Source organism: Micromonospora sp. NBRC 110038, from assembly GCF_020884815.1.
Taxonomy (GTDB): Bacteria; Actinomycetota; Actinomycetes; order Mycobacteriales; family Micromonosporaceae; genus Micromonospora; species Micromonospora haikouensis.
Map to the genome: position 1 here is coordinate 187,854 of NZ_BBOL01000007.1, position 24,037 is coordinate 211,890.

Annotated in this window: 18 protein-coding genes; 6 read left to right on the plus strand and 12 right to left on the minus strand. The window is 75.7% G+C overall.

The genetic code is table 11. The features are described 5' to 3' along the window. Positions 1-9 precede the first annotated feature (9 nt). From LPU61_RS23705 to LPU61_RS23720, 4 genes are all read right to left on the minus strand, one after another. Positions 10-1,479: an amidohydrolase family protein gene (locus LPU61_RS23705; RefSeq protein WP_043963150.1), complete on the minus strand. Its 1,470-nt coding sequence runs from the start codon at positions 1,477-1,479 to the stop codon at positions 10-12. After that, positions 1,476-2,492 carry an alcohol dehydrogenase catalytic domain-containing protein gene (locus LPU61_RS23710; protein ID WP_229406183.1) on the minus strand — a complete coding sequence of 339 codons (1,017 nt, stop codon included), beginning with the start codon at positions 2,490-2,492 and terminating at the stop codon, positions 1,476-1,478. The genes LPU61_RS23705 and LPU61_RS23710 overlap by 4 nt, the downstream gene beginning before the upstream one ends. A 192-nt stretch (positions 2,493-2,684) precedes the next feature. Further along, complete coding sequence (locus tag LPU61_RS23715; protein ID WP_229406184.1) at positions 2,685-3,977, minus strand: helix-turn-helix domain-containing protein; 1,293 nt, start codon at positions 3,975-3,977, stop codon at positions 2,685-2,687. Then, positions 3,974-5,443: an aldehyde dehydrogenase gene (locus tag LPU61_RS23720; RefSeq protein ID WP_229406185.1), complete on the minus strand. Its 1,470-nt coding sequence runs from the start codon at positions 5,441-5,443 to the stop codon at positions 3,974-3,976. Before LPU61_RS23720 ends, LPU61_RS23715 begins: the two co-directional genes overlap by 4 nt. 73 nt (positions 5,444-5,516) lie before the next feature. Between LPU61_RS23720 and LPU61_RS23725 the strand changes: the two genes are divergently transcribed. Together LPU61_RS23725 and LPU61_RS23730 are read left to right on the plus strand one after the other, a co-directional pair. Further along, positions 5,517-6,599 (plus strand): NAD(P)-dependent alcohol dehydrogenase, encoded by a 1,083-nt coding sequence (locus LPU61_RS23725; RefSeq protein WP_229406186.1) that lies wholly within the window; start codon positions 5,517-5,519, stop codon positions 6,597-6,599. A gap of 115 nt (positions 6,600-6,714) precedes the next feature. Then, positions 6,715-8,940: a cytochrome P450 gene (locus LPU61_RS23730; protein ID WP_229406187.1), complete on the plus strand. Its 2,226-nt coding sequence runs from the start codon at positions 6,715-6,717 to the stop codon at positions 8,938-8,940. A gap of 59 nt (positions 8,941-8,999) precedes the next feature. Here LPU61_RS23730 and LPU61_RS23735 read toward each other — a convergent pair whose 3' ends face one another. Then, a complete protein-coding gene (locus tag LPU61_RS23735; RefSeq protein ID WP_229406188.1) occupies positions 9,000-9,659 on the minus strand; it encodes a TetR/AcrR family transcriptional regulator in 660 nt (219 codons plus the stop codon). A 99-nt stretch (positions 9,660-9,758) separates the two neighbouring features. On the opposite strand from LPU61_RS23735, the gene LPU61_RS23740 reads away from it, so the two are divergent. Further along, entirely contained in the window at positions 9,759-11,042 is a 1,284-nt protein-coding gene (locus LPU61_RS23740; protein WP_229406190.1) for a DUF4386 family protein, read from the plus strand. A gap of 84 nt (positions 11,043-11,126) precedes the next feature. Here the strand turns inward: LPU61_RS23740 and LPU61_RS23745 are convergent, their stop codons facing one another. After that, positions 11,127-12,194, minus strand: coding sequence for a TauD/TfdA family dioxygenase (locus LPU61_RS23745; RefSeq protein ID WP_229406191.1), 1,068 nt, complete (start codon positions 12,192-12,194; stop codon positions 11,127-11,129). Positions 12,195-12,636: 442 nt separating this feature from the next. Between LPU61_RS23745 and LPU61_RS23750 the strand changes: the two genes are divergently transcribed. Both LPU61_RS23750 and LPU61_RS23755 read left to right on the plus strand, forming a co-directional pair. Next, positions 12,637-14,289, plus strand: coding sequence for an amino acid adenylation domain-containing protein (locus LPU61_RS23750; protein WP_082106306.1), 1,653 nt, complete (start codon positions 12,637-12,639; stop codon positions 14,287-14,289). Further along, positions 14,286-15,644, plus strand: a complete 1,359-nt coding sequence (locus LPU61_RS23755; protein WP_374199710.1) for a hypothetical protein — start codon at positions 14,286-14,288, stop codon at positions 15,642-15,644. Before LPU61_RS23750 ends, LPU61_RS23755 begins: the two co-directional genes overlap by 4 nt. Before the next feature lie 50 nt (positions 15,645-15,694). Here the strand turns inward: LPU61_RS23755 and LPU61_RS23760 are convergent, their stop codons facing one another. The 3 genes from LPU61_RS23760 to LPU61_RS23770 form a co-directional block, all read right to left on the minus strand. Continuing rightward, positions 15,695-16,375 carry a response regulator transcription factor gene (locus tag LPU61_RS23760; RefSeq protein WP_144420234.1) on the minus strand — a complete coding sequence of 227 codons (681 nt, stop codon included), beginning with the start codon at positions 16,373-16,375 and terminating at the stop codon, positions 15,695-15,697. A gap of 66 nt (positions 16,376-16,441) precedes the next feature. Beyond that, complete coding sequence (locus tag LPU61_RS23765; protein ID WP_063838570.1) at positions 16,442-17,770, minus strand: cell wall metabolism sensor histidine kinase WalK; 1,329 nt, start codon at positions 17,768-17,770, stop codon at positions 16,442-16,444. A 107-nt stretch (positions 17,771-17,877) separates the two neighbouring features. Further along, entirely contained in the window at positions 17,878-18,894 is a 1,017-nt protein-coding gene (locus LPU61_RS23770) for a bile acid:sodium symporter family protein (RefSeq protein WP_229406192.1), read from the minus strand. Positions 18,895-19,039: 145 nt separating this feature from the next. On the opposite strand from LPU61_RS23770, the gene LPU61_RS23775 reads away from it, so the two are divergent. After that, positions 19,040-19,525, plus strand: coding sequence for a hypothetical protein (locus tag LPU61_RS23775; RefSeq protein WP_043964511.1), 486 nt, complete (start codon positions 19,040-19,042; stop codon positions 19,523-19,525). Positions 19,526-19,551: 26 nt separating this feature from the next. Here LPU61_RS23775 and LPU61_RS23780 read toward each other — a convergent pair whose 3' ends face one another. The 3 genes from LPU61_RS23780 to LPU61_RS23790 form a co-directional block, all read right to left on the minus strand. Further along, on the minus strand, positions 19,552-21,813 hold the full coding sequence (locus tag LPU61_RS23780; RefSeq protein ID WP_229406193.1) for a catalase: 2,262 nt from the start codon (positions 21,811-21,813) through the stop codon (positions 19,552-19,554). 98 nt (positions 21,814-21,911) lie between these two features. Continuing rightward, a complete protein-coding gene (locus LPU61_RS23785) occupies positions 21,912-23,219 on the minus strand; it encodes a hypothetical protein (RefSeq protein ID WP_144420233.1) in 1,308 nt (435 codons plus the stop codon). 107 nt (positions 23,220-23,326) lie between these two features. Further along, positions 23,327-23,962: a maleylpyruvate isomerase family mycothiol-dependent enzyme gene (locus LPU61_RS23790; RefSeq protein ID WP_199486025.1), complete on the minus strand. Its 636-nt coding sequence runs from the start codon at positions 23,960-23,962 to the stop codon at positions 23,327-23,329. Between the last annotated feature and the right edge of the window lie 75 nt (positions 23,963-24,037).

Here is a 24,037-nt window from a genome sequence, read left to right on the forward strand (position 1 = left end):
CGTGTCCTTTCACAGTGGGGGCGCTGCGGCGGCCGGCTCGGCCGGGCGCGCGCAGTGTTCGGTCGCGGGCACGGTCGGCCAGCGATGGGGGATGTCGATGCCGGCCCGGCGCAGCAGGGCGGCCCGGCGTGCGGTGGCCTCCTCGCGCAGGGCGTCGACGTCGACGGTGGTGACCCGCCGGTCGCGGACCACCAGCCGACCGTCGACCAGGACGTCGCGGACGGTGTGCCCGGCCGCGCCCCAGACGAGCTGGGTGGCCAGGTCGCCGCGCGGGGCCCAGGAGATGGTCCGGGTGTCCAGCACGACCAGGTCGGCGGCCTTGCCGACCTCGATCGAGCCGGTCGTGCGCCCCAGCCCGACGGCGTCCGCGCCGTCGACGGTGGCCAGGGCGAACACCTCGTCGGCGCGCAGCGGGTCGGGCGTGCCCCGGTCCCGCTCCAGGCCGGCGAAGAGCCGGGCGGCGCGCCACACGTCGGGGGTGTCCCCGGCGTTGTGCGAGTCGCAGCCCAGCGCGAGCCGGCCGCCGGCGCGGCGCAGCTCGGTGTGCCGGCCGGCACGGCTGACGCCCTGCCCGAGGCGCAGGTACGCGCCGGGGCAGGCGGCGACGGCGGTGCCGGAGTCGACGAGCGCGGCCAGCTCGGCGTCGTCGAGCCAGACGGCGTGGCCGAGCAGCAGCCGGGGGCCGAGCACGCCGAGGTCGCGCAGGTGCAGCACGGGCCGCGCGCGGCCGGCGGCGGCGTACGCGGTGACGTCGTCCGGGCCCGGCGAGATGTGCCAGGTCATCGGCACGTCGAGCCGCTCGGCCAGCTCGGCCGCGCCGGTGAACAGCTCGTCGCTGACCAGGTCGTGCCCGAGCAGGGTGATCCAGCCGGTGACGAGGTCGTCGCCGGCGAGCGCGGCGACGGTGTCGGCCTGGGCGGCGAGGGCCTCGGCGGCGGGCAGCGCGTAGGGCGCGCCGGGGGTGTCCCAGCCCCAGCCGCCGACGCGGGCGCGGATGCCGGCGGCGCGCAGCCCCCGGGCGACCCGCAGCGGGTGGGCCACGGTGCCGGGCTCCAGCAGCGTGGTGACGCCGTAGCTGAGCGCCTCGACGGCGGTGAGGGTGGCGGACAGCTCGTCGTCGTCGCCGGTGACGGCGGCGTGCAGCGGCACGATCCAGTCGTAGATGGCCTGCTGGGCGGGGACGTCGTCGGGGATGCTGCTGCGCACGAGCGGGTCGGCGGTGGTGTGCTGGTGGGCGTTGACCAGGCCGGGCACGACCACGCAGCCGGCGGCGTCGAGTTCCGGGCTGCCCGGGTACGCGGCGCGCAGCGCGTCGGCGGGGCCGAGCGCGGCGATCCGGCCGGCGGTGACCGCGATCGCGCCGCCGGTGACGACCTCGCGGCCGGGGGCCATGGTGACGATCTCGGCGTCGACGATCAGCAGGTCGGCGGGGCCGGCGGGGCGGGGGGCGGCCGGGGTCGGCGGCGGGGTCCCGGTCATGGCCGCACCAGGATCTTGCCGACGAGGTCGCGGGACTCCTGCCGGGCGTACGCCTCGGGCAGGTCGGCCAGCGGGTATTCGGTGGCCCGCACCACGCGCAGCCCGCCGGCGTAGAACGCGTCGAGCATGGCGGCGAAGTCGGCGGGGGCGTACGCGCCCGCGCCGAGCAGGCGCAGCCCCCGGTGGTAGACGTCGGCCAGGGAGAAGGTCACCTGGTCGCCGCTGGTGTTGCCGAGCAGCGCCAGCCGGCCGCCGGTGCGCAGGCTGGCCAGGGAGACCGGCCAGGTGGCGGTGCCGACGTGGTCGACGACGAGGTCAACGCCGTGGCCGCCGGTGCGCTCGCGCACCTCGGCGACGGTCTGCTCGTCGAGGTCGAGCGCGTCGGCGCCGAGGTCGACGGCGAGGGCCCGCTTGGCCTCGGTGCGGGCCACGGCGATCACCCGCGCCCCGGCGCGGCGGGCGAGCTGGATGGCGGCGATGCTGACGGCGCTAGCGCCGGCCTGCACCAGCACCCACTCCCCCGCGCGGACGGCCCCGACGCGGTGCACGGCGTGCCAGGCAAGGCTCCAGGCGGTGGGCAGGGCTGCGGCGTCGGCGAGGTCGACGTGCGCGGGCACGGGGTGCACGACGGCGGCGGGGACGGCGACATACTCGGCAAAGCCGCCGGGGCGGTTGCCGCCGACGACCGCGAGCCGGGGACAGTAGCCGGGCTGACCGTCGGCGCAAAAGGGGCACGCGCCGCAGCCGACGGTCGGGTCGACCAGCACCCGGTCGCCGGGGCGTACCGTAGTGACGTCGGAACCGACGGCGACGACCTGGCCGGCGACGTCCATCCCGGCGACGTGGGGCAGGCGGAAGCCGGGCAGCCGGCCGGGGCCCTTGCGCTGCAGCAGGTCGAGGTGGTTGAGCGCGGCGGCGTGCACCTGGATGACGGCCTCGGTCGGGCCGGGCTCGGGGTCGGGCAGGTGGCGCAGTCGCACCACCTCCGGGCCACCGAACCCCGTCTGGACCATCGCTCGCACAGGACCCCTCCGGCGCTCTGCCAATCAATATGGCGTCTTGCATTGTGATTCGCGTTGCTTAGCGACGTACTCTGCCTGCGGTCCGTCGGCATGTCAACGGCTTGACCGAAACAGGAACGCCAGCGAAACCAAGCCGTGCCTTTACGTCCCCGCCGCACCGTTCACCGGGCATCGACCAGCAGGTCAGCCTGGGTCGGACGCGGCCAGCAGCTCCCGCGCGGCGAGCGCGGTGCGCAGCACCGTCGCCGTGTCGGGGTCGAGCGGGTCGACGCCGAGCAGCCGCTTGATCAACCCCACGCGGTAGCCGACCGAGTTGCGGTGCAGGTGCAGGCGCTCGCTGACGGCCTGCCGGCTGCCCCCGGTGGCCAGCCAGCAGTCCAGGGTGCGCAGCAGGTCGTCGCGGTGCGCGATCGGTCCCAGGTGCCGCCGCACGAACCAGCGCAGCCGCTCGTCGGGCACGGCCAGCAGGACCTGGTGCAGCCCGGCCCGACCGAACGACAGCTCCGGCAGCGCGTCCGGCTGGCGCAGCAGCAGGCTCAGCAGGCGGTCCGCGTCGCGGAACGACGCCGCCGTCCGGGCTGCCCCGCTGACCGTCGCGCCGCTGGCCACCCGCACCTGCCCCACGCCGACGATCTGGTCCAGCCGGGCCCGCAGCCGGGTCGCCTCGCGCTCGACGTCCTCGCCGTGCAGCAGGGTCCAGGCCCGCCGTCCCTCGGCGAGCACGGGCCGGTCCAGCCAGCTCAGCGCCGACGCCCAGCGCCGCTGCTGGGCCCCGGTGTAGCCGATCCCGGCGACCGCGTGCGGCTGGTCCAGCCGCCACCCGTGCGTCGCCCCGGCCCGCAGCAGGTCGGCCTCGGTGAACCCGCGCGGGCCGACGGCCCCGCCGGAGCCGGCGACGCCGGGCGGGGCGCCCGCACCGAGCGGGTCGCCGGGGCCGGGCTGGCGGACGCCGTCGCGCAGCGCCCGCAGCACGGCCGCGGCGTCGGCGAGGGCGGGCGGCGGGGGCGACTCGCGGCGTACGGCGTCGATCAGCAGCGCGGTGGTCGCGGCCCGGGCCAGGTCGAGCTGCCCGGCGGTGACCGGCTCGGCCACCAGCAGCGCGCCGAGCCGCCGCTGGCCCGCGCCGACCGGCACGGCGCGGCCGGTCCACCCGTCGGCGCAGCGCACCCGACCGGCGACGGCTCCCGCCACCTGCCCGCCGCCGGCCCGGGCGCCGGCCAGGGCCCGGCGTACGTCGTCGGGGTCGGCGCCGCGGGCGTCGCCGGCCGCGCCGTCGCTGGCGGCCAGCAGCTCCCCGGCCTCGGAGACCAGCCGGCAGGCCGCCCCGACGCGCTGCGCGAGCGCGGCCAGCAGGCCCGGCCAGCCGGCGCCGCCGAAGGCCAGCTCGGCGAGGGCCTGGGCGAACGCGGCCGGCGGCGGCCCGGTCGCGACGGTCAGCCGCGTCCGGGCCGCCGGAAGCTCGCCCGGCCGGGTCACGCCGATGGGCGATCGAGCAGGCGGACCGCCACGGCCTTCTCCTGGGTGTACTCGCGCAGCGCCGCGTAGCCGCCGCCCCGGCTGAACCCGCTCTCCTTCTGCATGTTGAACGGGAAGCCGATCACCCCGGCGTCGTGGAACTGGTTGACGGCCACCTGGCCGCTGCGCGCGTCGGCGGCGACCCGCAGCGCCCGGGACACGTCGCTGGTCCAGATGCAGGTCAGCAGCCCGAAGTCGGTGCCGTTGACCAGCGCCACGGCCTCGTCGACGCCGCGGAAGCCCTGCACGGCCAGCACCGGGCCGAAGACCTCCTCGCGGGCCAGCCGCATGCCGGAGTCGACCCCGTCGAAGACGGTCGGCGCGACGAACCAGCCGTCGCCGTGGCGTCCGCCGGCCGACTCGCCGCCGGTCACCAGCCGGGCCCCGGCGGCCGGGGCCTCGGCCAGGAAGCCGCGCACCCGGTCGTACTGGGCCTGGCTGACCAGCGGCCCCATGTCCAGGTCCTGGTCCCATGCGCCGGTGCGCACGGCCGCCATGCCGGCGGCGACCCGCTCCACCACCTCGGCGCGGATCGACTCCTCGACCAGCAGCCGGGACCCGGCGTAGCAGTTCTGCCCGGCGTTCTCGGTGATCGAGGTGACGATCGCCGGGATCGCCACGTCCAGGTCGGCGTCGGCGAAGACGACGTTCGGGGACTTGCCGCCCAGCTCCAGCTTCACGGGTACGAGGTTCTCGGCGGCGGCCCGCATGACGGCCCGGCCGGTCACCGTGGACCCGACGAAGCTGATGTGGTCGACGTCGCGGTGCCCGGTGAGGGCGGTGCCCGCCTCGGGGCCGAGGCCGGTGACGACGTTGAGCACGCCCGGCGGCAGGCCGGCCCGGCGGGCCAGCTCGGCCAGGGCGAACGGGGCCAGCGGCGCGATCTCGGAGGGCTTGAGCACGACGGTGTTGCCGGCGGCGAGGGCCGGGGCGACGTTGGCCGCGGTGAGCACGGCGGGCACGTTCCACGGGATGATCACGGCGCACACGCCGTACGGCTCGGGGCGGGTGTAGCCGAAGTAGTCCGGCGTGCGGGTGGGCAGGGTGACGCCGGTGAGCTTGTCGGCCGCGCCGGCGAAGTAGTCGACGATGCCGTGCGCGATGTACATGTTGAGGCGCCCGCCGGAGCGGGGCTTGCCCACGTCGCGGGCCTCGTGGTCGGCGAGGGCGTCGACGTGGGCGGCGATCAGGTCGGCCCAGCGGCGCAGGATCGCCCCGCGCTCGGTGGGTGAGGTCGCCGCCCAGCCGGGGAAGGCCCGGCGGGCCGCCGCAACGGCGGCGTCGACGTCGGCCGCCCGGGCCCGCGCCACCGGCTGGATGGGCGCGCGGGTCGCGGGATCGAGCACCGGCAGCTCGCCCTGGTCGGCGGCGGCGACCCAGGCGCCGTCGATGAGCTGGCGGGCGGGGGGAATGTCCAGGTCAGCCATGAGGGAATCCTTGACCCTTCATGTTTCACATGTCAAGATGCAGTCTCGCTTTGTGAGTTGACCGGGAGGACGTGTGCGGATCACTGCGGCGGTGCTGGAGAGCGCGGGAGCGCCGTTCACCCTCCAGCAGCTCGACCTCGCCGAGCCGGGGCCGGACGAGGTGCTGGTGCGGGTGGACAGCGTCGGCGTCTGCGGCACGGACCTGGAGTTTGCGAACTTCTTCCCCACCCCGGCGGTCCTCGGCCACGAGGGCAGCGGCGTGGTGGAGCAGGTGGGCGCGCGGGTCACCGGCATCGCCGTCGGGGACCACGTGGCCATGAGCTTCGCCTCCTGCGGCGAGTGCCCGCTCTGCCTCGGCGGAAACCCGGCGTACTGCCGCCGGTTCGACGCCGTGAACTTCGCCGGGCGGCGGCCGGACGGCAGTTCGGCGCTGTCCCGCGACGGCGCGCCCGTCAACGGCCACTTCCTGGGCCAGTCGTCCTTCGCCACCCACGTGGTCGCCCCGGCCCGCGCCGTGGTGCCCGTCGCCAAGGAGATCGACCTGCGGGTCGTCGGCCCGTTCGGCTGCGGCTTCGGCACCGGCGCCGGCGCGGTGCTCAACGTGCTGCGCCCGGAGGTCGGGTCGTCGCTGGTCGTCTTCGGCGCGGGCGCGGTCGGCGTCGCGGCGATCCTGGCCGCCCGCGCGGCCGGCTGCGCCGTGGTGGCCGCCGTGGACGTCAACGCCGGCAAGCTGGACACCGCGCGGCTGCTCGGCGCGACCCACGGGGTGCACTCCGCCGCCGGGGACCCGCGCGAGCTGCTGGCGGCGATCGCCCCGCACGGCTTCGACGTCGCGATCGACACCACCGGCCGGGAGGACGTGCTGCGCACGGCGGTGGAGGTCCTCGGCCCGCTGGGCCGCTGCGGCGTCATCGGCGTCGGGCCGAGCGAGCGGATGAGCTTCGACTGGCGCAGCATCCTCAACGGCCGCACCGTCACCGGGATCATCGGCGGCAACAGCCTGCCGCAGGTCTTCCTGCCGAAGCTGCTCGACCTGCACGCCGCCGGCCGGTTCCCGGTGGACCGGCTGATCACCTACTTCCCGTTCGAGCAGATCAACGAGGCGGTGGCGGCGGTACGCGCCGGCGAGGTCGGCAAGGCGGTCCTGACCTTCTGATGCTCGATTCGTAACACCGTCTCGTGATGCGAGCGCGCTACGCTCGTCGTCCGACACCCCAGTGGCGCGGCTGGGCAACACCGCGCAGCGTCCCGCACCCGTGGAGCTCGTCCCCATGACCGAACACCAGCTGACCACACCGGCCGCCCCCTTCGACCACCACTCGGCCGAGTGCAACGCCGACCCCGTGGGCTACTACGAGGCGTACCGGCAGACCTGCCCGGTCGGGCGCACCACCGCGCACGGCGGCTTCGTCTACACCACCCGGTACGCCGACGTGGTCCGCATCGCCCGCGACGACGACACCTTCTCCTCCGCCCGGTCCGTCGCCGGGGGCGACGGCACCGCCATCGTCATCCCCCGGGGCCCCGGCCTGGAGCAGTACCCGATCGAGCTGGACCCGCCGGCCGCCACGGAGTACCGGGACCTGATCAACCCGCTGCTCACCCAGGACGCGGTGGCGACGCTGGCCCCCATGATCGCCCGGCACACCACCCGCGTGATCGACGCATTCATCACCGAGGGCTCGGTCGACTTCGTCCGCGACCTGACCAACCCGCTGCCGGCCGCCGTCACCCTCGACTGGCTGGGCTTCCCGGAGGCCGACTGGGCCAAGCTGGCCGGCCCCATCCACGACATCTTCGCCGCGCTGCCCGGCAGCGAGCGCGCCGCGCGCGGGGCCGCCGGCCTGGCGTACCTCGACCAGCGCATCCGCGAGCTGATCGTCGAGCGCCGCGCGCAGCCGACCGGCGACGCCGTGAGCTACCTGGCCACCCAGCGCCGCCCCGACGGCGAGCTGTTCGACGCCGACGAGCTGGTCTCCGTCATCGGGCTGCTGATCGCCGGCGGGGTCGACACCACCACCTCGCTGACCGGGTCCACGCTGGTGCACCTGAGCCGCCACCCCGAGGACCGGCAGCGGCTGATCGACTCCCCCGACCTGCTGCACAACGCCACCGAGGAGTTCCTGCGGGCGTTCGCCCCGTCGCAGTCGATGGCCCGCACCGCCCGCGCCGACGCCGAAGTGGGCGGCTGTCCGGTCGCCGCCGGCGAGCGGGTGCTGATCCCCTGGGTCGCCGCCAACCACGACCCGGCGGTCTTCCCCGAGCCCGAGCAGATCCGGCTCGACCGCGACGCCACCCGGCACCTCAGCTTCGGCATCGGCAGCCACCGCTGCGCCGGCGCGCACCTGGCCCGGCTCATGTTCCGCGAGATGATCACGCAGGTGCTCACCCGGCTGCCCGACTACCGGGTCGTCGAGGAGGGGCTGGTCACGTACCCGACCCGGGGCAACCAGACCGGCTGGGACGCCGTACCCGCCGTGTTCACCCCCGGCCCGCGCGCCGCCGACGCCCCGGGCGCACGCCCGGCCGCCGGCCCGACCGTCGACCGGGACCTGCGCGTGGAGGTCGCGGCCGTCGCCGCCGACGACGTGCTGGAGGTACGCCTCGCCGACGCCGCCGGCGCGCCGCTGCCGCCCTGGGCGCCCGGGGCGCACCTGGAGGTGCGGCTGCCGTCGGGCCGGGTCCGGCAGTATTCCCTGTGCGGCGACCCGGACGACGCCCACCACTACCGCATCGCCGCCCTGCGCGAGGCGGGCGGCCGGGGCGGCTCGGTGGAGCTGCACGCGGTGGCCCGCGCCGGGGCGACCCTGTCCGTACGCGGCCCGCGCAACCACTTCCCGCTCGTCGACGCCCCCGGCTACCTGTTCCTCGCCGGCGGCATCGGCATCACCCCGATCCTGGCGATGGCCCGCGAGGCCGACCGCCGGGGCGTGCCGTTCCGGCTGGTGTACGGCGGGCGCACCCGCGCCTCGATGGCCTTCGCCGACGAGGTCGTGGCGCTGGCCGGGGACCGGGCCACCCTGCTGCCGCAGGACGAGGCCGGCCTGCCTGACCTGGCGGCGCTCGTCGCGTCCGCCGGGCCGGACACCGCCATCTACTGCTGCGGGCCCACCGCCATGATCGGCGCGCTGGAGCGGACCTGCGCCGAGGCGGGCCGGTCGGGCCAGCTGCACGTCGAGCGGTTCACCGCCGGCGACGACCTGGAGGTCGCCTTCGACCCGGCGGCCAACACCGAGTTCGAGGTGCACCTCGCCCGCACCGGGGCGACCGTGCGGGTGCCGAGGGGCCGCCGGATGATCGACGTGCTGCGCGAGACGGTGCCCGGCCTGACGTACGACTGCGAGAAGGGCTACTGCGGCGCGTGCGAGACGCGGGTGCTGGCCGGCACGCCGGAGCACCGCGACTCGCTGCTCACCGAGGCCGAGCGCGCGGCCGGGCGCAGCATGATGATCTGCGTGGGCCGCAGCTGCTCCGAGCGACTGGTGCTGGACCTCTAGCACCCGCCCGCTGAACGGGCCGGCCCTCGCACCGGGGCCGGCCCGTTCGGCGCAGCAGGCTACGGGCTCGCGGGACCGTTGCGGGCCGCCAGCGCGTCGAGGATCAGGTCGAGGCCGAACTCGAACTGCCCGCCGAAGTCGTAGCCGGGCTGCCGGACGTGCTGCGTGGCGAACTCGACCAGGTGCGGGTAGTCGCCCGCCGCGAACCCCTCCATGATCGAGTCCGCGACCTCGGTGGCGGAGTCCCCGCCGTCGAACGGCAGCGACACCTCCTGCAACACGAAGCCGAAGACGTACGCGTCGACGATCGCGTACGCGTGGGCGGTCATCGGCAGCGAGAATCCCCCGGCCCGCAGCACGCCGAGCATGGCGTCGTGGTGGCGCAGTGTCGCCGGCCCGGGGCTGGTCCGGGTCTCGACCAGCGCCAGCGCCCAGGGGTGCCGGGCGAGGACCGCGCGGGCCGAGAGGCACCGCCGGCGCACCTCGGCCCGCCAGTCGGCGCCCGCCCCGGGCAGGTCGATCTCGGCAAAGACGCCGTCGACGAGCGCGTCGAGGAGCTCCTCCTTGTTGCGGATGTAGTGGTAGAGCGACATCGGCCTGGTGTCCAGCTCGGCGGCCAGCGACCGCATGGTCAACGCCGCCAGGCCGTGCGCGTCGGCGATGCCGACGGCCGCCCGCAGCACCCGCTCGCGGCTGAGCTGCCGCCCCGCTCCGCCCACCGCCCGGCCCCCTCCCCTCGACACCGCGTTGACCGCGCTTGCCCGCCGAGCCTATCGTACTTAGTACCACGTACTAAGTACGAAAGCCTGGGAGGCTCGATGTCCCTCCGTGTGGCCGGCCGCTGCGCCGGCGCGTTCTTCCTGCTGGCGTTCGTCGCCTACGGCGTCGGCAGCGCCCTGCCCGGGCAGCCCGCCGGGGCGGCGCTCGTGGCGCTCAACTCCGCCCTGGTCGCCGCCATCGGCGCGCTGGCCTTCCGGGCGCTGCGCCCCGCCCGCCCCGGAGCCGCCTGGGGCTACCTCGTCGCGCGCGGCGCGGAGGCGTTCCTGCTCGCCGCCGGGCTCGTCCTGCGGGACTCCGCCGGGGCCGGGGCCGCCGACATCGCCTACCAGGCGGCCATGCTGTCCCTGGGCCTGGGCAGCGTGCCGTTCTGCCTGGCCCTGGCCCGGCAGCGCTGGCTGCCGGGCTGGCTCGCGGGCTGGGGAGTCGCCGGGTACGCGCTGCTGGCGGCCGGCGCGGCGGCCGAGCTGGCGGGGATCCGGGTCGGGGTCGTGCTGGCGGCACCGGGCGGGCTGTTCGAGCTCGTGTTCGGCGTGCTCCTGCTGGCCCGCGGCTTCGCCCCGGCCACCGGCGGGCGGCCCGGCCCCACCGGCGACGTGGCGTCGGGCGCCGCCGGGGCCGGCGACGCCCGGGCCCGGCACGCCGCGCGGGCCGCCGGGGTCGGACTGCTGCTGATGGCGATCCTCGCCGGGCTGGCCAACTTCGGCGTCGTGCAGCGCCTCGCCGCACCCGACGCGGCCGGGCCCACCGGCCTACCGCTGTCGCACCAGCGGGCCCTCGTCCTGGCCGTCGTCGCCCTGCTCGCGGTGGCCTGCCTCGACGTGCTGGCCGCCTGGGCGCTGCGCGCGTTCCTCGCCGACGCCGGCCGCGCCGTCGCGCTGCTCGCCGCCTGGTGCCGCACCGGGTACGCGGTCGTCTTCGCCGTGGCGATCACGCACCTGGTCGCCGCCGCCGGCCTCCTGCGCGACGGCGGCACCGACCGGATCGACGCCGGTGTCCGCGCGCGGATCACCGACTTCGAGGAGGTCTGGAGCCTGGGCCTGCTCCTGTTCGGCGTCCACCTGCTGCTGGTCGGGTGGCTGGCCTGGCGGTCGGCCGCCGTGCCGGCCTGGGTGGCGGCGCTCGTGGCGGTCGCCGGGGCGGGCTACCTCGCCGACTCGATCGGCGCGCTGGTGCCGGCCGCGTACCCGGTGCAGGTCGCCGCCGTCACGTTCGTCGGCGAGGTCGTCCTCATGGGGTGGCTGCTCCGGTTCGCCGCGCGCCGGCGTCCCGACCGGGGGGCCGACCGGGGCGCGGGCCGCGCCCGCCAGGCGCAGCCCGCGTGAGGGCGACGGGCGGTCACGACGCGGACGGCCCGCCGCGCCACGACTCTGGGGCGCTGCGGGCCGTCCTGACGAGGGGCCGGTGGGTCAGTTGCCCCACTCGAAGTTGGGCTCGACCGCCTCGGCGATGCGGAACCGGCCACCCGGCGCGATCTCGCTGCCACGCTCGGTCACCACGTGCTTGCCGAAGCCGGCGACCAGCGGCCGGCCGACGTCGCGCTTGAGCCACAGCCGCAGCAGGTGGCGGCGACGCTCCGGCTCGGGGAAGTCGACGTAGCCGGTGCGCGAGTGCAGGGCGGCGTAGTTGAGCAGCCACTGCACGTCCCCGGGCTGGAAGTCCATGTCCAGGGCCAGGCCGGGGGCCTGGGACACCTCGTCGTAGAGGTGCAGCAGCTCGATCTGCGCCTCGGTGAGCCGGGGCACCTCCGGGTAGTCCTGCGCGGAGAAGATCATCGAGCTGCCGGCGTACGTGCTGAAGATGCCGTCGACGTAGCTGCAGATGGGCGAGGTGTAGGTGCGGGCCGGGGCGTCCGGGTCCTGCCGGTGCCAGTCCCAGTGCCACGACTCGAACAGCAGCGGCGCGAGGTCCGGCCGACGACGCAGGATCTCGTTGTAGATGGTGGTGCCGCTGACCAGGCTGCTCGCCCCGCCGGCCTTGGCCGCGCGCAGGCACATCAGCGCGACGACGTCGGAGCTGTCGGAGTGGAACGGCAGCCGGTCCCGCACCCGCGACGGCAGCGCCGACGGGTCGTCGAGGGTCTTGTTGGAGGTGGCGATGACGTGGTCGAGCACGTCGCCCATCTGGTTCTGCCCCATCGGCACGCCGAGGTGCAGCCCCATCAGGAAGAAGATGGCGCCGGCGAGGGTGTCGCCGTACTCCTCCGTGCGCAGCCCGCGAACGAGGATGAAGCCGCGCCCGGAGTCGAGCTGGCGGGCGCACTCCTCGTTGAGGCCGGCGCAGGCCGGCAGCGGGTAGTCGGCGGCGGTCACGGTACGCAGGTCGGGGTTGTCGGCCACGAAGCGACGGCCGACGGTCTCCAGCTCGGCGCGCTCGGCGTCACTGAGCTGGTAGATCCACTCGGTCGAGGTACGCAGCTCGTCGCCGCGCCAGGCGGACGGGCCGGAGATGGGGGCGAGGTCGATTGCGGTGGTCATGATGATGCGCTCCGAGGGTCGGTTCTGACGGGTACGGGTCGGTGCCCCGGCGCGGGCGTTGCCACGGGCCGGGCGATCGACGGCAGGGGCGGCCTCGCCGCCGGTCCACGGCGGCGGGGCGGCCCGTCAGAAGGGGGTCTGCGGATCCCCGGCGGCGGTCCCGGGGCGCATGCCCTCTCGCGGCGGGTGTACCCGCAGCGGCTCCTCGTAACCGCGCACCAACAATCCAGCGCCTTGCGGAACTCGGATCATGGCGTCTCCTGCGGCTGACGGTGTCGCCCCAGGCTAGGGCAGCCCCAGCGCGACGTCAAGAGAGACGGCGTCTCGCAATCTGACAAGCAGGCCAGGGGCGCCCCCGCGGAATCTAAGACATTTCCCAAACGAATTGTCGAGCATCGATGCTGATCGCCGCGCAGGGCGGCCGGTCAGACGAGGAGCGACCATGCCCGTACGACAGTCCGACACGATCCACGGCGCGACGACCCGCCCGGTCAGCGCCCTCCCCGCCGGTCCGGACGGCTGGCGAGGCCCCCTGTTGGACCACCTTCCACCACGCGAGCGCCGGCTGTTCCACCGGTTCGGCCAGGGGCCGCGGGTGACCGTGCCCGACCTGCGCATCCACCAGGCGTTCGAACGCTGGGCCGCCGCCACGCCCGACGCCGTCGCGGCTGAGCACCTCGGCGAGACGATCGACTACCGCGAGCTGGACCGCCAGGCCAACCGGCTCGCGGCCCGGCTCGCCGACCTCGGCGTACGGGCCGGGGACGCCGTGGGCGTCTTCGCCAGCCGCTCGCTGCCGATGCTGGTGGGGATCCTGGCGACGCTGAAGGCCGGGGCGGCCTACGTCCCGCAGGACGTCCGGATCACCCCGCACCGGCAGCTGCGGCAGGTCGCGACGACCGCCCGGTGCCGGGTGGTGCTGACCACGGCCGGTGCCCTGGACACGGTGCCGGCGCTGCCCGGCGTGACGCGGCTCGCCGTCGACGAGCTGATGGCGCAGCCGCTGCCGCCCGGCCGGCACCTGACCGCCCCCGGCACCGACCGCCCGGTGACCGCCGACGACGGCTGCTACGTCCTGTTCACCTCCGGCACCACCGGCACGCCGAACGGGGTCACCGTCACCCACGGCAACGTGGCCAACCTCCTGCTCACCGCGCCGGGAAACCTGGGGATCCGGCCGGGCCGGCGGGTGGCCCAGCTGCTCAACGTCGCCTTCGACATGGCCGCCTGGGAGATCCTCGGCTGCCTCGCCAACGGCGGCACCCTGCTCGTGCGCGACCGCGACCTCACCGCCACCGCCGCCCGCGCCGACGTGGTGATCGCCACCCCGTCGGTGCTCGGGCGCATCGACCCGGACCGGTGCGCCGGGGTGCGGACGGTCGCCGTGGCGGGCGAGCCCTGCCCGCGCCCGCTGGCCGACCGCTGGGCCGCCGGCCGCGCCTTCTACAACTGCTGCGGGCCGACCGAGACCACCATCGTCAATACCATGCACCGGCACCGGCCCGGCGGACCGCTCACCATCGGCCGGCCGACGCCGAACAACACCGTCTACGTCCTCGACGCCGACGGGCGGCCGTGCCGCATCGGCGAGGTCGGCGAGATGTGGGCCGGCGGCGGCTGCGTCTCCGCCGGCTACCTCGACAACGACGCGCTCAACGCCGAGCGGTACGCCCCGGACCCGTTCCTCGGCGGCGACCGGCTGATGTTCCGCACCCGCGACCGGGGCCGCTGGAGCGCCGACGGGGAGCTGGAGCACCTGGGCCGCACCGACGACCAGGTGAAGGTCCGGGGCTTCCGCGTCGAGCTGGACGCGGTCTCGACCGTGCTGGAGGCGGTGCCGGGCTGCCGGGCGGCGGTCACGCTCAAGCTGACCGACCGCGACCTGGTCTCCTTCGTCGCCCCGGCCGAGCTGGACCCGCAGCGGTGCCGGGACGCGGTGGCCGCCGCACTGGCCTACTACTGCGTGCCGGCGGCCGTGCACCCGCTGCCGGAGCTGCCGATGACCGGGCGGGGCAAGGTCGACCGGGACGCGCTGCGCCGGCTCGCCCTCGACCTGCGCTGGCAGTGGGCGCACATCGAGGAGGCGGCGGCGTGACCACCACCGGACTCCGGCCGCAGCCGGCCCCGCCCGCTCCCCCGCGTACCGACGCGGCGGGCCCGCCCGGCGACGCGCCGCCGCCCCCGGTGTCGACGCTGCGCCGGGTCCTCGCCCACCCCCGGTTCATGCACCACCACCGCCTGGTCGCGGCGGTGCTCACGGCCAACGCCGCGCTGCTGGCGTACGGCCTGGCCGCCGACTGGTGGCGCGGGCCCGGCGCGGCCGAGGCCCTGGGCGCCGCCGCGCTGGCCAACGTCGCGCTGGCGGTCCTGGTGCGCCAGCAGTACGTGATCAACCTGCTCTTCTGGCTGGCCACCCGCGCGCCGACCCGGTGGCCCCTGCGGATCCGCTGGACCCTGGGCAAGGTCTACCACTTCGGCGGGCTGCACGTCGGCGGGGCGCTCGCCGGCACCGCCTGGTACCTCGGGCAGCTCGGCGCGCTGACCGCCGCCGGTGGGCGCGGGCCGGGCGGGGCGGGTGCCCTGGTCACCGGCTACGCCACCGCCGGCCTGCTGCTGGCGGTCGTCGGCACCGCCCTGCCGCCGGTGCGGTCCCGCCGGCACGACCTGTTCGAACGCACCCACCGCCTCGGCGGCTGGGCGGCGCTGCTGCTGCTGTGGGCGCAGGCCGGCCTCCTGGCCGGCGGGCCGGTCGCCCTCGCCGCCTCCCCGCAGGGCTGGGTGCTCGCCGTGCTGACCGCCAGCATCGCTCTGCCCTGGCTGCGGCTGCGCCGGGTGCCGGTCGTGGTCGAGCGCCCCTCGTCGCACGTGGCGCTGGTCCACTTCGACCACGGGGTGACCCCGTTCCCCGGCTCGTCCACCGCGATCAGCCGCCGGCCGCTGTGGGAGTGGCACTCCTTCGCCAACGTGCCCGCGCCGGGGCGCAGCGGCTTCCGGCTGACCGTCTCCCGGGCCGGCGACTGGACCGGACGGTTCATCGACGACGCGCCGCAGCGGGTCTGGGTGAAGGGGATCAGCACCGCCGGGGTCGCCAACGTCGAGACCCTGTTCCGGCGGGTGGTCTACGTGGCCACCGGCAGCGGCATCGGCCCGGTGCTGCCGCACCTGCTGGCCGAGCAGGTGCCGGCCCGCCTCGTCTGGGTGGCCCGCCGGCACCGGGAGACCTTCGGCGACGCGCTGGTCGACGAGATCCTCGCCCACCAGCCCGACGCGCTGCTGTGGGACACCGCCCGCGACGGCAAGCCCGACATGCTGCGGCTGGCCTGGCAGGCGTACCGCCAGTTCGACGCCGAGGCGGTCATCTGCATCTCGAACCGCCCGCTGACCTGGCAGGTGGTGCGGGGCATGGAGGAACGCGGCGTCCCCGCGTACGGCGCGATCTGGGACTCCTGACGGACGGGCCGCCCGGCCGCCCGGGACCGCACCGGTCCCGGGCGGCCGGCTCAGAGGGCGCCGATCTGGTAGCCGAGGCCGTGCACGGTGCGGACCACCCCGTCGCCGAGCTTGCGCCGCAGGTAGTGCACGTACGTGTCGACCACCGCCTCGGTGCGGTCGGCGCCGAAGACCCGCCCCCGCAGCTGGCTGCGGCTGTGCACCATGCGGGGCTGGGTGGCGAGCAGCCGGATCAGCTCGAACTCCCGCCCGCTGAGCGTCACCTCCCGGCCGTCGGGCAGCCGGACCCCGCGTTGGGCCAGGTCGAGCTGCCCGGCCCCGATGGGGATCAGCTCCGCCCCGTCGAAGCGGCGGCGGGTCAGCGCCCGGACCCGGGCCATCAGCTCCGCCACCTCGAAGGGCTTCGGCAGGTAGTCGTCGGCCCCGGCGTCCAGGCCCCGGATCCGCTCGGTGGGGTCGGCCAGGGCGCTGAGCATGAGCACGCGGGCGGCGACCGCGCAGCGCCGCAGCCGGATGAGCAGGTCGACGCCGTCGATGGCGGGCAGCCGCCGGTCGAGCATGATCACCTGGTAGCGGCCGCGCAGGGCCAGGTGCAGGCCCCGCTGCCCGTCCCGGGCCAGGTCGATGCGGTAGCCGTCCCCGCTGAACAGCTCGACCAGCATGTCGGCGAGCTCCGCGTCGTCCTCGACGAGGAGCAGCGGTCCGTGCGCCGGGGCCCGCGGGTCGTCCATTTGTTTATGGTCCCACCGAATGCTGAGAAGGTTGACCCGCGGAATTCTCCGCTGGTCGGGACCCGGTCAGGACCCGGTCAGCTCGCGCTCCTGGCCTGCCCGGTCGCGGCCGACCCGCCAGCAGAAGGGCCACCGGGACCCGGTGGCGTCGCCGTCCGGGGGCGTCGCACCGGGCCGCGTCCCGTCACGCACCGGCAGCCGTACGGTGAAGGCGGCCCCGGCCCCCGGCCGGCCGGCGGCGCTGATCGTGCCGCCGTGCGCGGTGACCACCTCGCGGATCAGGGCCAGCCCGAGCCCGACCCGGCGGTCGCCGGAGCCGGGGCCCCGGTGGAACCGGTCGAAGATCCGGTCGGCGTGCCGGGGGTCGAAGCCCCGGCCGGAGTCGGTGACCACCAGCTCGACGTGGCCCGGCGCCGCCGGGCGCAGCCGCACCTCGACGCGGCCGCCGGGCGGGGTGTGGTTCAGCGCGTTGGCCAGCAGCTCCGCCACCACCCGGCGCAGGGCGGGCCCGACGCCGTGCACCGGCACCGGGGCGTCCGCGCCGGCGACGGCGAGCGTCACCCCGTGCTCGGCGGCGCGGGGCGCGTCGGCCTCGACCGCCTCGGCGACGAGCGCGGCGAGGTCGACCGTGGCGGGCGGCCGGGCCACCGACGTCGTGTCGGCCAGCCGGGCCGACAGCAGCAGCTCGTCGACGATCTCCCCCAGCCGTCGGGTGGTGTCCAGCAGCCGGTCCAGGTCCGCCCGGTCCGCGTCGTGGCCGGAGTGCGCCGCGCGCCGCGCCAGCAACTGCGCCGCCGTGTGCACCCGGGTGATCGGGGCGCGCAGCTCGTGGCTGGCGTCGGCGACGAAGCGCCGCTGCCGGTCGAGCGCCTCGGCCAGCGGCAGCACCGCCGCGCGGCGCAAGCGCAGGTCGGTCACGGTCGCCGCGACCAGCACCGCCGCCGCCGCGAGCGACACCCCCCAGAGCAGGTAGCGCCGCTCGGCGAGCTGGAACCGGGCGTCGAAGACCACCTGGACGACCTCGTCGCCGCGTAGCTGCGTCCGCACGTGGTAGACGGTGCCGTTGCGGGCCACCTCGCCGACCTGCGGCCGGCCGGTGCGGGCCACGGCGTGGATCGCCTCGTGCCGCGGGAAGCCGGCCGGGGGCGCGCCCGCGTGCCCCGTGTCGCTCGCGCCGCCGAAGATCCAGGTGCAGCCGGACGGGTCGGCCGGGCGGCCGTGCAGCACCGCCCAGTCGAGCTCGTGGCGGATCTTCGCCTGCTGGACGTGCAGCAGGGCGGCGTACGCGACGCCCCCGAACAGGGCCAGCAGGGCGACGACCAGCAGGCCGACGGTCAGCCCGGTGCGGGGTCGGGCGCGGCGCGCGGCCGACCGCCCGTCGTCGGTCAGCGGCACCGCGCTATCGCCCCCCGCCCCCCTGCGGGGACGTGGCCCCCTCTGCCAGCGCGCCTATCGACCCGCACCCATCGAAGATGACACATCACCGATCGGATCGGAAGGGATCACCGAGCGTCCTCCCGGATGGCGGGCCCGCCCGCCGCCCAGCGGCGGGCCAGCTCGGCGCAGACCAGCAGCTGGAGCTGGTGGAACAGCATCAGTGGCAGCAGCACCAGGCCGACGGTCTGCGGGCTGAACAGCACCGCCGCCATCGGCAGCCCCGTCGCCATGCTCTTCTTCGACCCGCAGAAGATCGCGGTGATCCGGTCGGGCCGGGTGAAGCCGAGCAGCCGCGCCGCCCCGGCCGTGGCGAGCAGGACCACCAGCAGCAGCGCCGCCAGCACCCCGAGCAGCGCCAACAGCCGGCCGGGCGAGGTGCGCTGCCAGACCCCGGCGACCACCCCGGCGCTGAACGCGGTGTAGACGACCAGCAGGATCGATCCCCGGTCGACGAGGGTGAGCACCCGCTTGTGCCGGCCCATCCAGCCGCCGAGCCAGGGCCGCAGGGCCTGCCCGGCGGCGAACGGCAGCAGCAGCTGGGCCACGATCTCCAGGACCGACCCCGCCGAGAAGCTCACCGCGCCGGTGCCGGCCAGCACCACGCCGGCCAGCACGGGGGTGAGCAGCACGCCGGCCACGTTGGAGAAGGAGGCGCTGAAGATGGCGGCGGGCACGTTGCCGCCGGCCATCGAGGTGAACGCGATCGACGACTGCACGGTGGACGGCACCACGCACAGGAACAGCAGCCCCTGGTAGAGCTCCGGCGTCAGCACGGCGGGCTGCAGCACCCGGGCGGCCAGCCCGAGCAGCGGGAACAGCACGAACGTGCTGGACAGCACCAGCGCGTGCAGGCGCCAGTGCCGGGCGCCGGCCCACGCCTCGCCGGGCGAGATGCGGGCGCCGTAGAGGAAGAACAGCAGCCCGATGGCGAGGGTGGTGGCCACGGACGCGCCGTCGGCGAACCGGCCCCGGGCCGGCAGCACGGTGGCGACCACCAGGGTCGCCAGCAGCGCCAGGATGTACGGGTCGAGCGGGATCCGGGACAGCCAGCGGCGCACGATCGACCCTTTCCCGACAGTCACCACAATTCGAGACAGCGTCTCGCCTTGCGATGCTGCTACGGGCGTCGGTGCGGAGTCAAGGACTGCGGCGACGGTCACACCACCCGGCCCCGGCCGACACCCCTGCGGCCCGGCCCGGGATGCGCGGCCATGCCAGGATGTGGCCGTGTCGTATCCTCCTCACCCGTCGTACCCGCCCGGGCCCGGCGCGGTCACGCCGCTGACCGCCTACCCGCAACCGATCCCGCCACCCCCGGGCCACGCCGTGCTGGTCGTCTCGGTCAACCGGGGGCCCTACCTCGTCCCCGCCCCGGCCACCAGCAAGTTCAAGATCGACGGCCGGACGGTGCCGATCCCCGGCGAGGGCACCTGGCACGTGGCCGTCCCGGCGGGGTCGCACGACGTGCGGTACACCGACTTCATCGGAATCCCCGTCATCACCACCACGCTCGTCGCGCAGCCCGGGGCCGCGCACCACCTGTCGTTCCGCTTCGGCGGCTGGCGCAACCGGGTCCACGACGGGCACGGCACCGACGTCACGCGCTTCGGCATGTGGTCCAACTACAGCATCCTGCTCGTCACGCTGGCCGTGGTCGGCGTGCTGTGCTGCGGCGGCTTCGGGCTCGTCGCCGCCCTGTCCGGCACCTCCTGACCGGCACGTCCCGGCCGACGACACGGTCAGGGCAGCGACACCGGGAACCGTTCCCACACCCGGTGCGCGGCCAGCAGCCGCTGCACGGCCGCGAGGGCGTCGTCGCCGGAGTCGCCCGCGATTACGCCCGGGGTGCCGGCCACCCCCGCCAGCTCCAGCACGGCGACGCCCGCACCCCACGCGCCGATCGCCTTCGCGTGCCGCCAGCACTCCTGCACCAGCAGCAGCACGCGCGGGTCGACGGCCGCCGGGCCCGGCGCGCCCGCCTTCTCGTCGCGCGCCGGCAGCGCGTCCGGCGCGGGCACGGGCGCCCCGGCCAGCAGCAGCGCGTCGAACTCGACCGACCGGCCGGTGGCGAAGGTCCGCTGCACCGGCAGCCCGCCCACGGTCCCGCCGTGCGGGGCGATCAGCAGCGGCACCATGCCGGCCGCGAAGACGGCCCGCTGCACCTGGCCGACCCCGTCGAGGCCGGCGTCGGGGTCGACGACGATCCCGACCGTGCGGCCGTCCGCCGGCCACTCGCGGCCGACCTGCGACAGCGCGGGGCTGGGCGCGACGTCGGCCAGCGGCACGGTCGGCTCCGGGGCGGGCAGGCCCAGCCCGGCGGCCACCTGCGCGCACAGCACCGGGTCGATGTTCGCCAGGCAGGCGAGCTGCCGTTCCCGGATCGCCTGGTGGTAGCACTTGCCCAGCTCGAAGGTGTAGGCGCGGACGATGTGCTCCCGCTCCACCGGCGACATGCTCAGCCAGAACAGGCGGGCCTGGCTGAAGTGGTCGTCGAACGAAGCCGGGTTCGCGCGCACCTTCGGCGCCTGCGCCACCGTCACCGGCACGTCGACGAACGCGCCCTCGGCGTCGCCGGCCGGGAACGGGTTGCCGCCGTCGAGGGAGTTCGGCCGGTACGGCGCGACGCCCGCGTGCACCGCCTGCTGGTGGAAGCCGTCGCGGAGCATGTCGTTGACCGGGGCGTGCGGGCGGTTGACCGGGATCTGGGAGAAGTTCGGCCCGCCGAGCCGGGTGAGCTGCGTGTCGACGTACGAGAAGAGCCGACCCTGCAACAGCGGGTCGTTGGTGACGTCGATGCCCGGCGGCAGGTGGCCGACGTGGAAGGCGACCTGCTCGGTCTCGGCGAAGAAGTTCGTCGGCGTCCGGTTGAGCGTGAGCCGCCCGATCGGCTGCACCGGCGCGAGTTCCTCCGGCACGATCTTCGTGGGGTCCAGCAGGTCGATCCCGGCGAACGTCTCCTCCGGCGTGTCGGGCAGGACCTGCACGCCCAGCTCCCACTCGGGGTACGCCCCCGCCTCGATCGCGTCGTAGAGGTCCCGACGGTGGAAGTCGGGGTCCACGCCGCCGAGCAGCTGCGCCTCCTCCCAGGTCAGGGAGTGCACGCCCAGCTGCGGCTTCCAGTGGAACTTGACCAGCACGGTCTCCCCGGCGGCGTTGACCAGCCGGAAGGTGTGCACGCCGAAGCCCTCCATCATCCGGTACGAGCGCGGGATCCCCCGGTCGGACATGTTCCACATCGTGTGGTGCTGCGCCTCCGTGTGCAGGGAGACGAAGTCCCAGAACGTGTCGTGCGCGCTCTGCGCCTGCGGGATCTCCCGGTCGGGGTGCGGCTTGCCGGCGTGGATGATGTCGGGGAACTTGATCGCGTCCTGGATGAAGAAGACCGGCATGTTGTTGGCGACGAGGTCGAAGGTGCCCTCGTCGGTGTAGAACTTCGTCGCGAAGCCCCGGGTGTCGCGGACCGTGTCGGCCGAGCCGCGCGAGCCGAGCACGGTGGAGAACCGCACGAAGACCTCGGTCTCGCGGCCCTTGGCGAGGAAGCCCGCCCGCGTGATCGGCTCGGCGGTGCCGTAGCCGACGAAGACGCCGTGCGCCCCCGTCCCCCGGGCGTGCACGACGCGCTCGGGGATGCGCTCGTGGTCGAAGTGCGTGATCTTCTCGCGGAAGTGGTGGTCCTGCAGCAGGATCGGGCCGCGCGGCCCGGCCTTGAGCGAATGGTCCGTGTCGCGCAGCCGCGCCCCCTGTGAGGTGGTGAGGTAGACGCCCTGCTGGCCGTTCGCGGTCGTCGGCGCACCGGTCGGCGCACCGGTCGGGCTGCGGGTCTCGGGAGCGCCCTGCTCCCCCTTCGGCGGCAGCGGGCCGTGCGGCGTCGTCGGCTCCGCGACGGGGGGCGGGGCGCTGCCGGGCGCGCCGGGGGCGTCGGGGGTCAGGACGTCGGCGACCTTCCCCGCGGCGGCCTCGACCACATCCTTGACCGCCTTGGCGGGCTTGCGAGCACTCATCTGGACGGGTACCTCCGGGAAGCGGCGATGAACGGGCATCCGGGTCGTACCCTGCTGGGTTCGAGCAAAACGGACCAGGTGGATGCGGTCGCGGCGGATCAAGGGTGGGCACGCAGCCAGGTCCGCAACCGGTCGAGCGGGCCGTCCGGCGGCGGCGGGGGAAGGGCGCGCAGCAGCTCCTCGTCGGTGGCCGGACGGGCGGCCAGCACGGCCCGGCGTAGCAGCGCGCGGTCGACGGCCATGCCCCCGGTGACCTGGACGTCGACGGCGCCGCGACGCAGCACGTACGCGTGCGTCGCCTCCGCCCGGACGTACGTCAGCCCACCACCCTCCGGCGTGCACCGCACCTGGAAGCAGGGCGCGTTGACATTCGCCCGGACGGCGGTGAGGGTCAGCACGACGCTGCGGGGCCCGCTCATGTGGTCCGCCGGCTCGTACGACATGCCGGGCGGGGGGCCCATCGGCTGGCCACGGTAGCCGGGCACGTCCGCCACGAACACGTCCCTCGCGTCCTGCAGGGCGGCGCTGGCCGGGCGCAGGGTCCGCGCGGCGTGCCGGAGCAACTCCCGGTCGACCCCGTAGGTGCCGGACACCACGATCGCGCCGTCGCCGTGGCGGACCTGGTACCCGTGCTGCTGCACCGCACGCCGGTAGACCAGGCCACCGGGCTCCCGCACGCACTCGCCGCCCAGGTGCGAGTCGACGACGTCCCAGCCGCACACCGGATCCGGGTCGACCGACCGGTACGCGACGACCGTGACCTGCCGCACCGGCGGCACGTCGTCCGGGTCCTCGGGCAGGAAATCCCCCGTGCCCAGCCGGCCCCCGTACGCGTCGTCGCTCGGGCGGTAACCGGGCACCTCCACCACGAACGTGGTGTCCCGGTCGAGGCCGGGCGTATACGCCAGACGGAGGGTCAGCTCGTCGGGCCCCGAGGTGCGCAGCGCGACGAGGCCGGTCGCCGCGAGTCCGACGAACGCGGCCACGGCCGCGAACCGCCACCGCGCCTGTCGCTGGAGCACCCCCGCCACCAGGACGAACGGGACGCCCCCGACCAGCGCGGTGAGACCGGGGCGGCCGCTGATCCCCGCCCCGATCTCGTCGGTGAGCGCCCAGCCCAGCCGCCAGAGGATCGTGCCGAACCCGAGCACCAGCGCCACCCACGCCGCCCGCCGGCCACCGGTGGCACCCAGCACCGACGCCGGGGCCGTCCCGTGGATGAGCACCGCCAGGAACACCACCAGCAGGACGGTGCAGGCCAGCGCAGCCACCGCGAGGAGGCCCACGCCGCCGAGGAGCAGCACCGGCAGCCCCGCGACCATCGCCGGCAGGACCACCGCGCCCACCAGCCACACCCCTGCAAGCTGCGGCACGCGGTGCCGCCAGACTTCACCCCCGCCGCTCATGCCCCGATCGTGCTGGCCCGGTCACGCCGCGCGCCTGAGTGGCCGTACTCAGTCGCTCGCCGTCACCCTGAGCGTTGCCCCGTGCCGGGCCGCCGGGCTTCGCCCGGTCAGCCGGGCCAGCGCCCGGCCAGCACCGCGGCCCCGTCGCCGTCGAGCTCGGGCAGGGCCACCCGTCGGCCGGTCAGCGTCAGCAGCAGCGCCTCACCGGTGCCCCGGACCACCGGTCCCTCGCCCGCCGCCCAGCCCAGGTCGGTGGCCTCGAACCGCAGCCCGGCGACCCGGCGACGGTCGACGAAGCCGACGGCCCGGCCGCCGGTCAGGAAGTCCAGCGACGTACGCAGCCGCAGCGGGTCCAGGTCGGCGGGCAGGCCCAGCGGGCGGCGGATGTCCTGCCCGTGCACCTGCACGTCGGTGAGCTGGCCGAAGAACCCGACCACAGGCGGCCGGAACGGATGCTCGGCGTGGGTCCGCAGCGCCGCGGCCAGCTCGCCGGCCGGCCGGCGGGCCACCTGGCTGGCCAGGCGCGCGTTCGCCGCGTGCAGGTTGAAACCGGAGCGCAGCACGAGCGGCAGGACCCGCCACGGGCTGACCACCAGCGGCGAGACCAGGTGGCCGGCGACCTCCCGCACGGTCCAGGCCCCGCACAGGCTGGGCGTGTCCAGCTGGGCGGGGGTCAGCGAGTCGAGCAGGTCGGCGATGCGGCGGCGTTCGGCGGCGATCATCGCCAGCAGGTCGGAGGACACGGCGACATTCTGCCCCCTGCGCGCCGCCCCCGGCACCGGCCGTGCGGTCCGCCGCCGGGCGGCGGCACCGCTGTC

What these genes read in the sequence shown, in the direction of transcription:
- LPU61_RS23705 (WP_043963150.1), bottom strand. Translation starts at nt 1,479, where the DNA reads ATGACCGGGACCCCGCCGCCGACCCCGGCCGCCCCCCGCCCCGCCGGC.
- LPU61_RS23710 (WP_229406183.1), bottom strand. Translation starts at nt 2,492, where the DNA reads ATGGTCCAGACGGGGTTCGGTGGCCCGGAGGTGGTGCGACTGCGCCAC.
- LPU61_RS23720 (WP_229406185.1), bottom strand. Translation starts at nt 5,443, where the DNA reads ATGGCTGACCTGGACATTCCCCCCGCCCGCCAGCTCATCGACGGCGCC.
- LPU61_RS23730 (WP_229406187.1), top strand. Translation starts at nt 6,715, where the DNA reads ATGACCGAACACCAGCTGACCACACCGGCCGCCCCCTTCGACCACCAC.
- LPU61_RS23740 (WP_229406190.1), top strand. Translation starts at nt 9,759, where the DNA reads ATGTCCCTCCGTGTGGCCGGCCGCTGCGCCGGCGCGTTCTTCCTGCTG.
- LPU61_RS23745 (WP_229406191.1), bottom strand. Translation starts at nt 12,194, where the DNA reads ATGACCACCGCAATCGACCTCGCCCCCATCTCCGGCCCGTCCGCCTGG.
- LPU61_RS23750 (WP_082106306.1), top strand. Translation starts at nt 12,637, where the DNA reads ATGCCCGTACGACAGTCCGACACGATCCACGGCGCGACGACCCGCCCG.
- LPU61_RS23760 (WP_144420234.1), bottom strand. Translation starts at nt 16,375, where the DNA reads ATGGACGACCCGCGGGCCCCGGCGCACGGACCGCTGCTCCTCGTCGAG.
- LPU61_RS23780 (WP_229406193.1), bottom strand. Translation starts at nt 21,813, where the DNA reads ATGAGTGCTCGCAAGCCCGCCAAGGCGGTCAAGGATGTGGTCGAGGCC.
- LPU61_RS23785 (WP_144420233.1), bottom strand. Translation starts at nt 23,219, where the DNA reads ATGAGCGGCGGGGGTGAAGTCTGGCGGCACCGCGTGCCGCAGCTTGCA.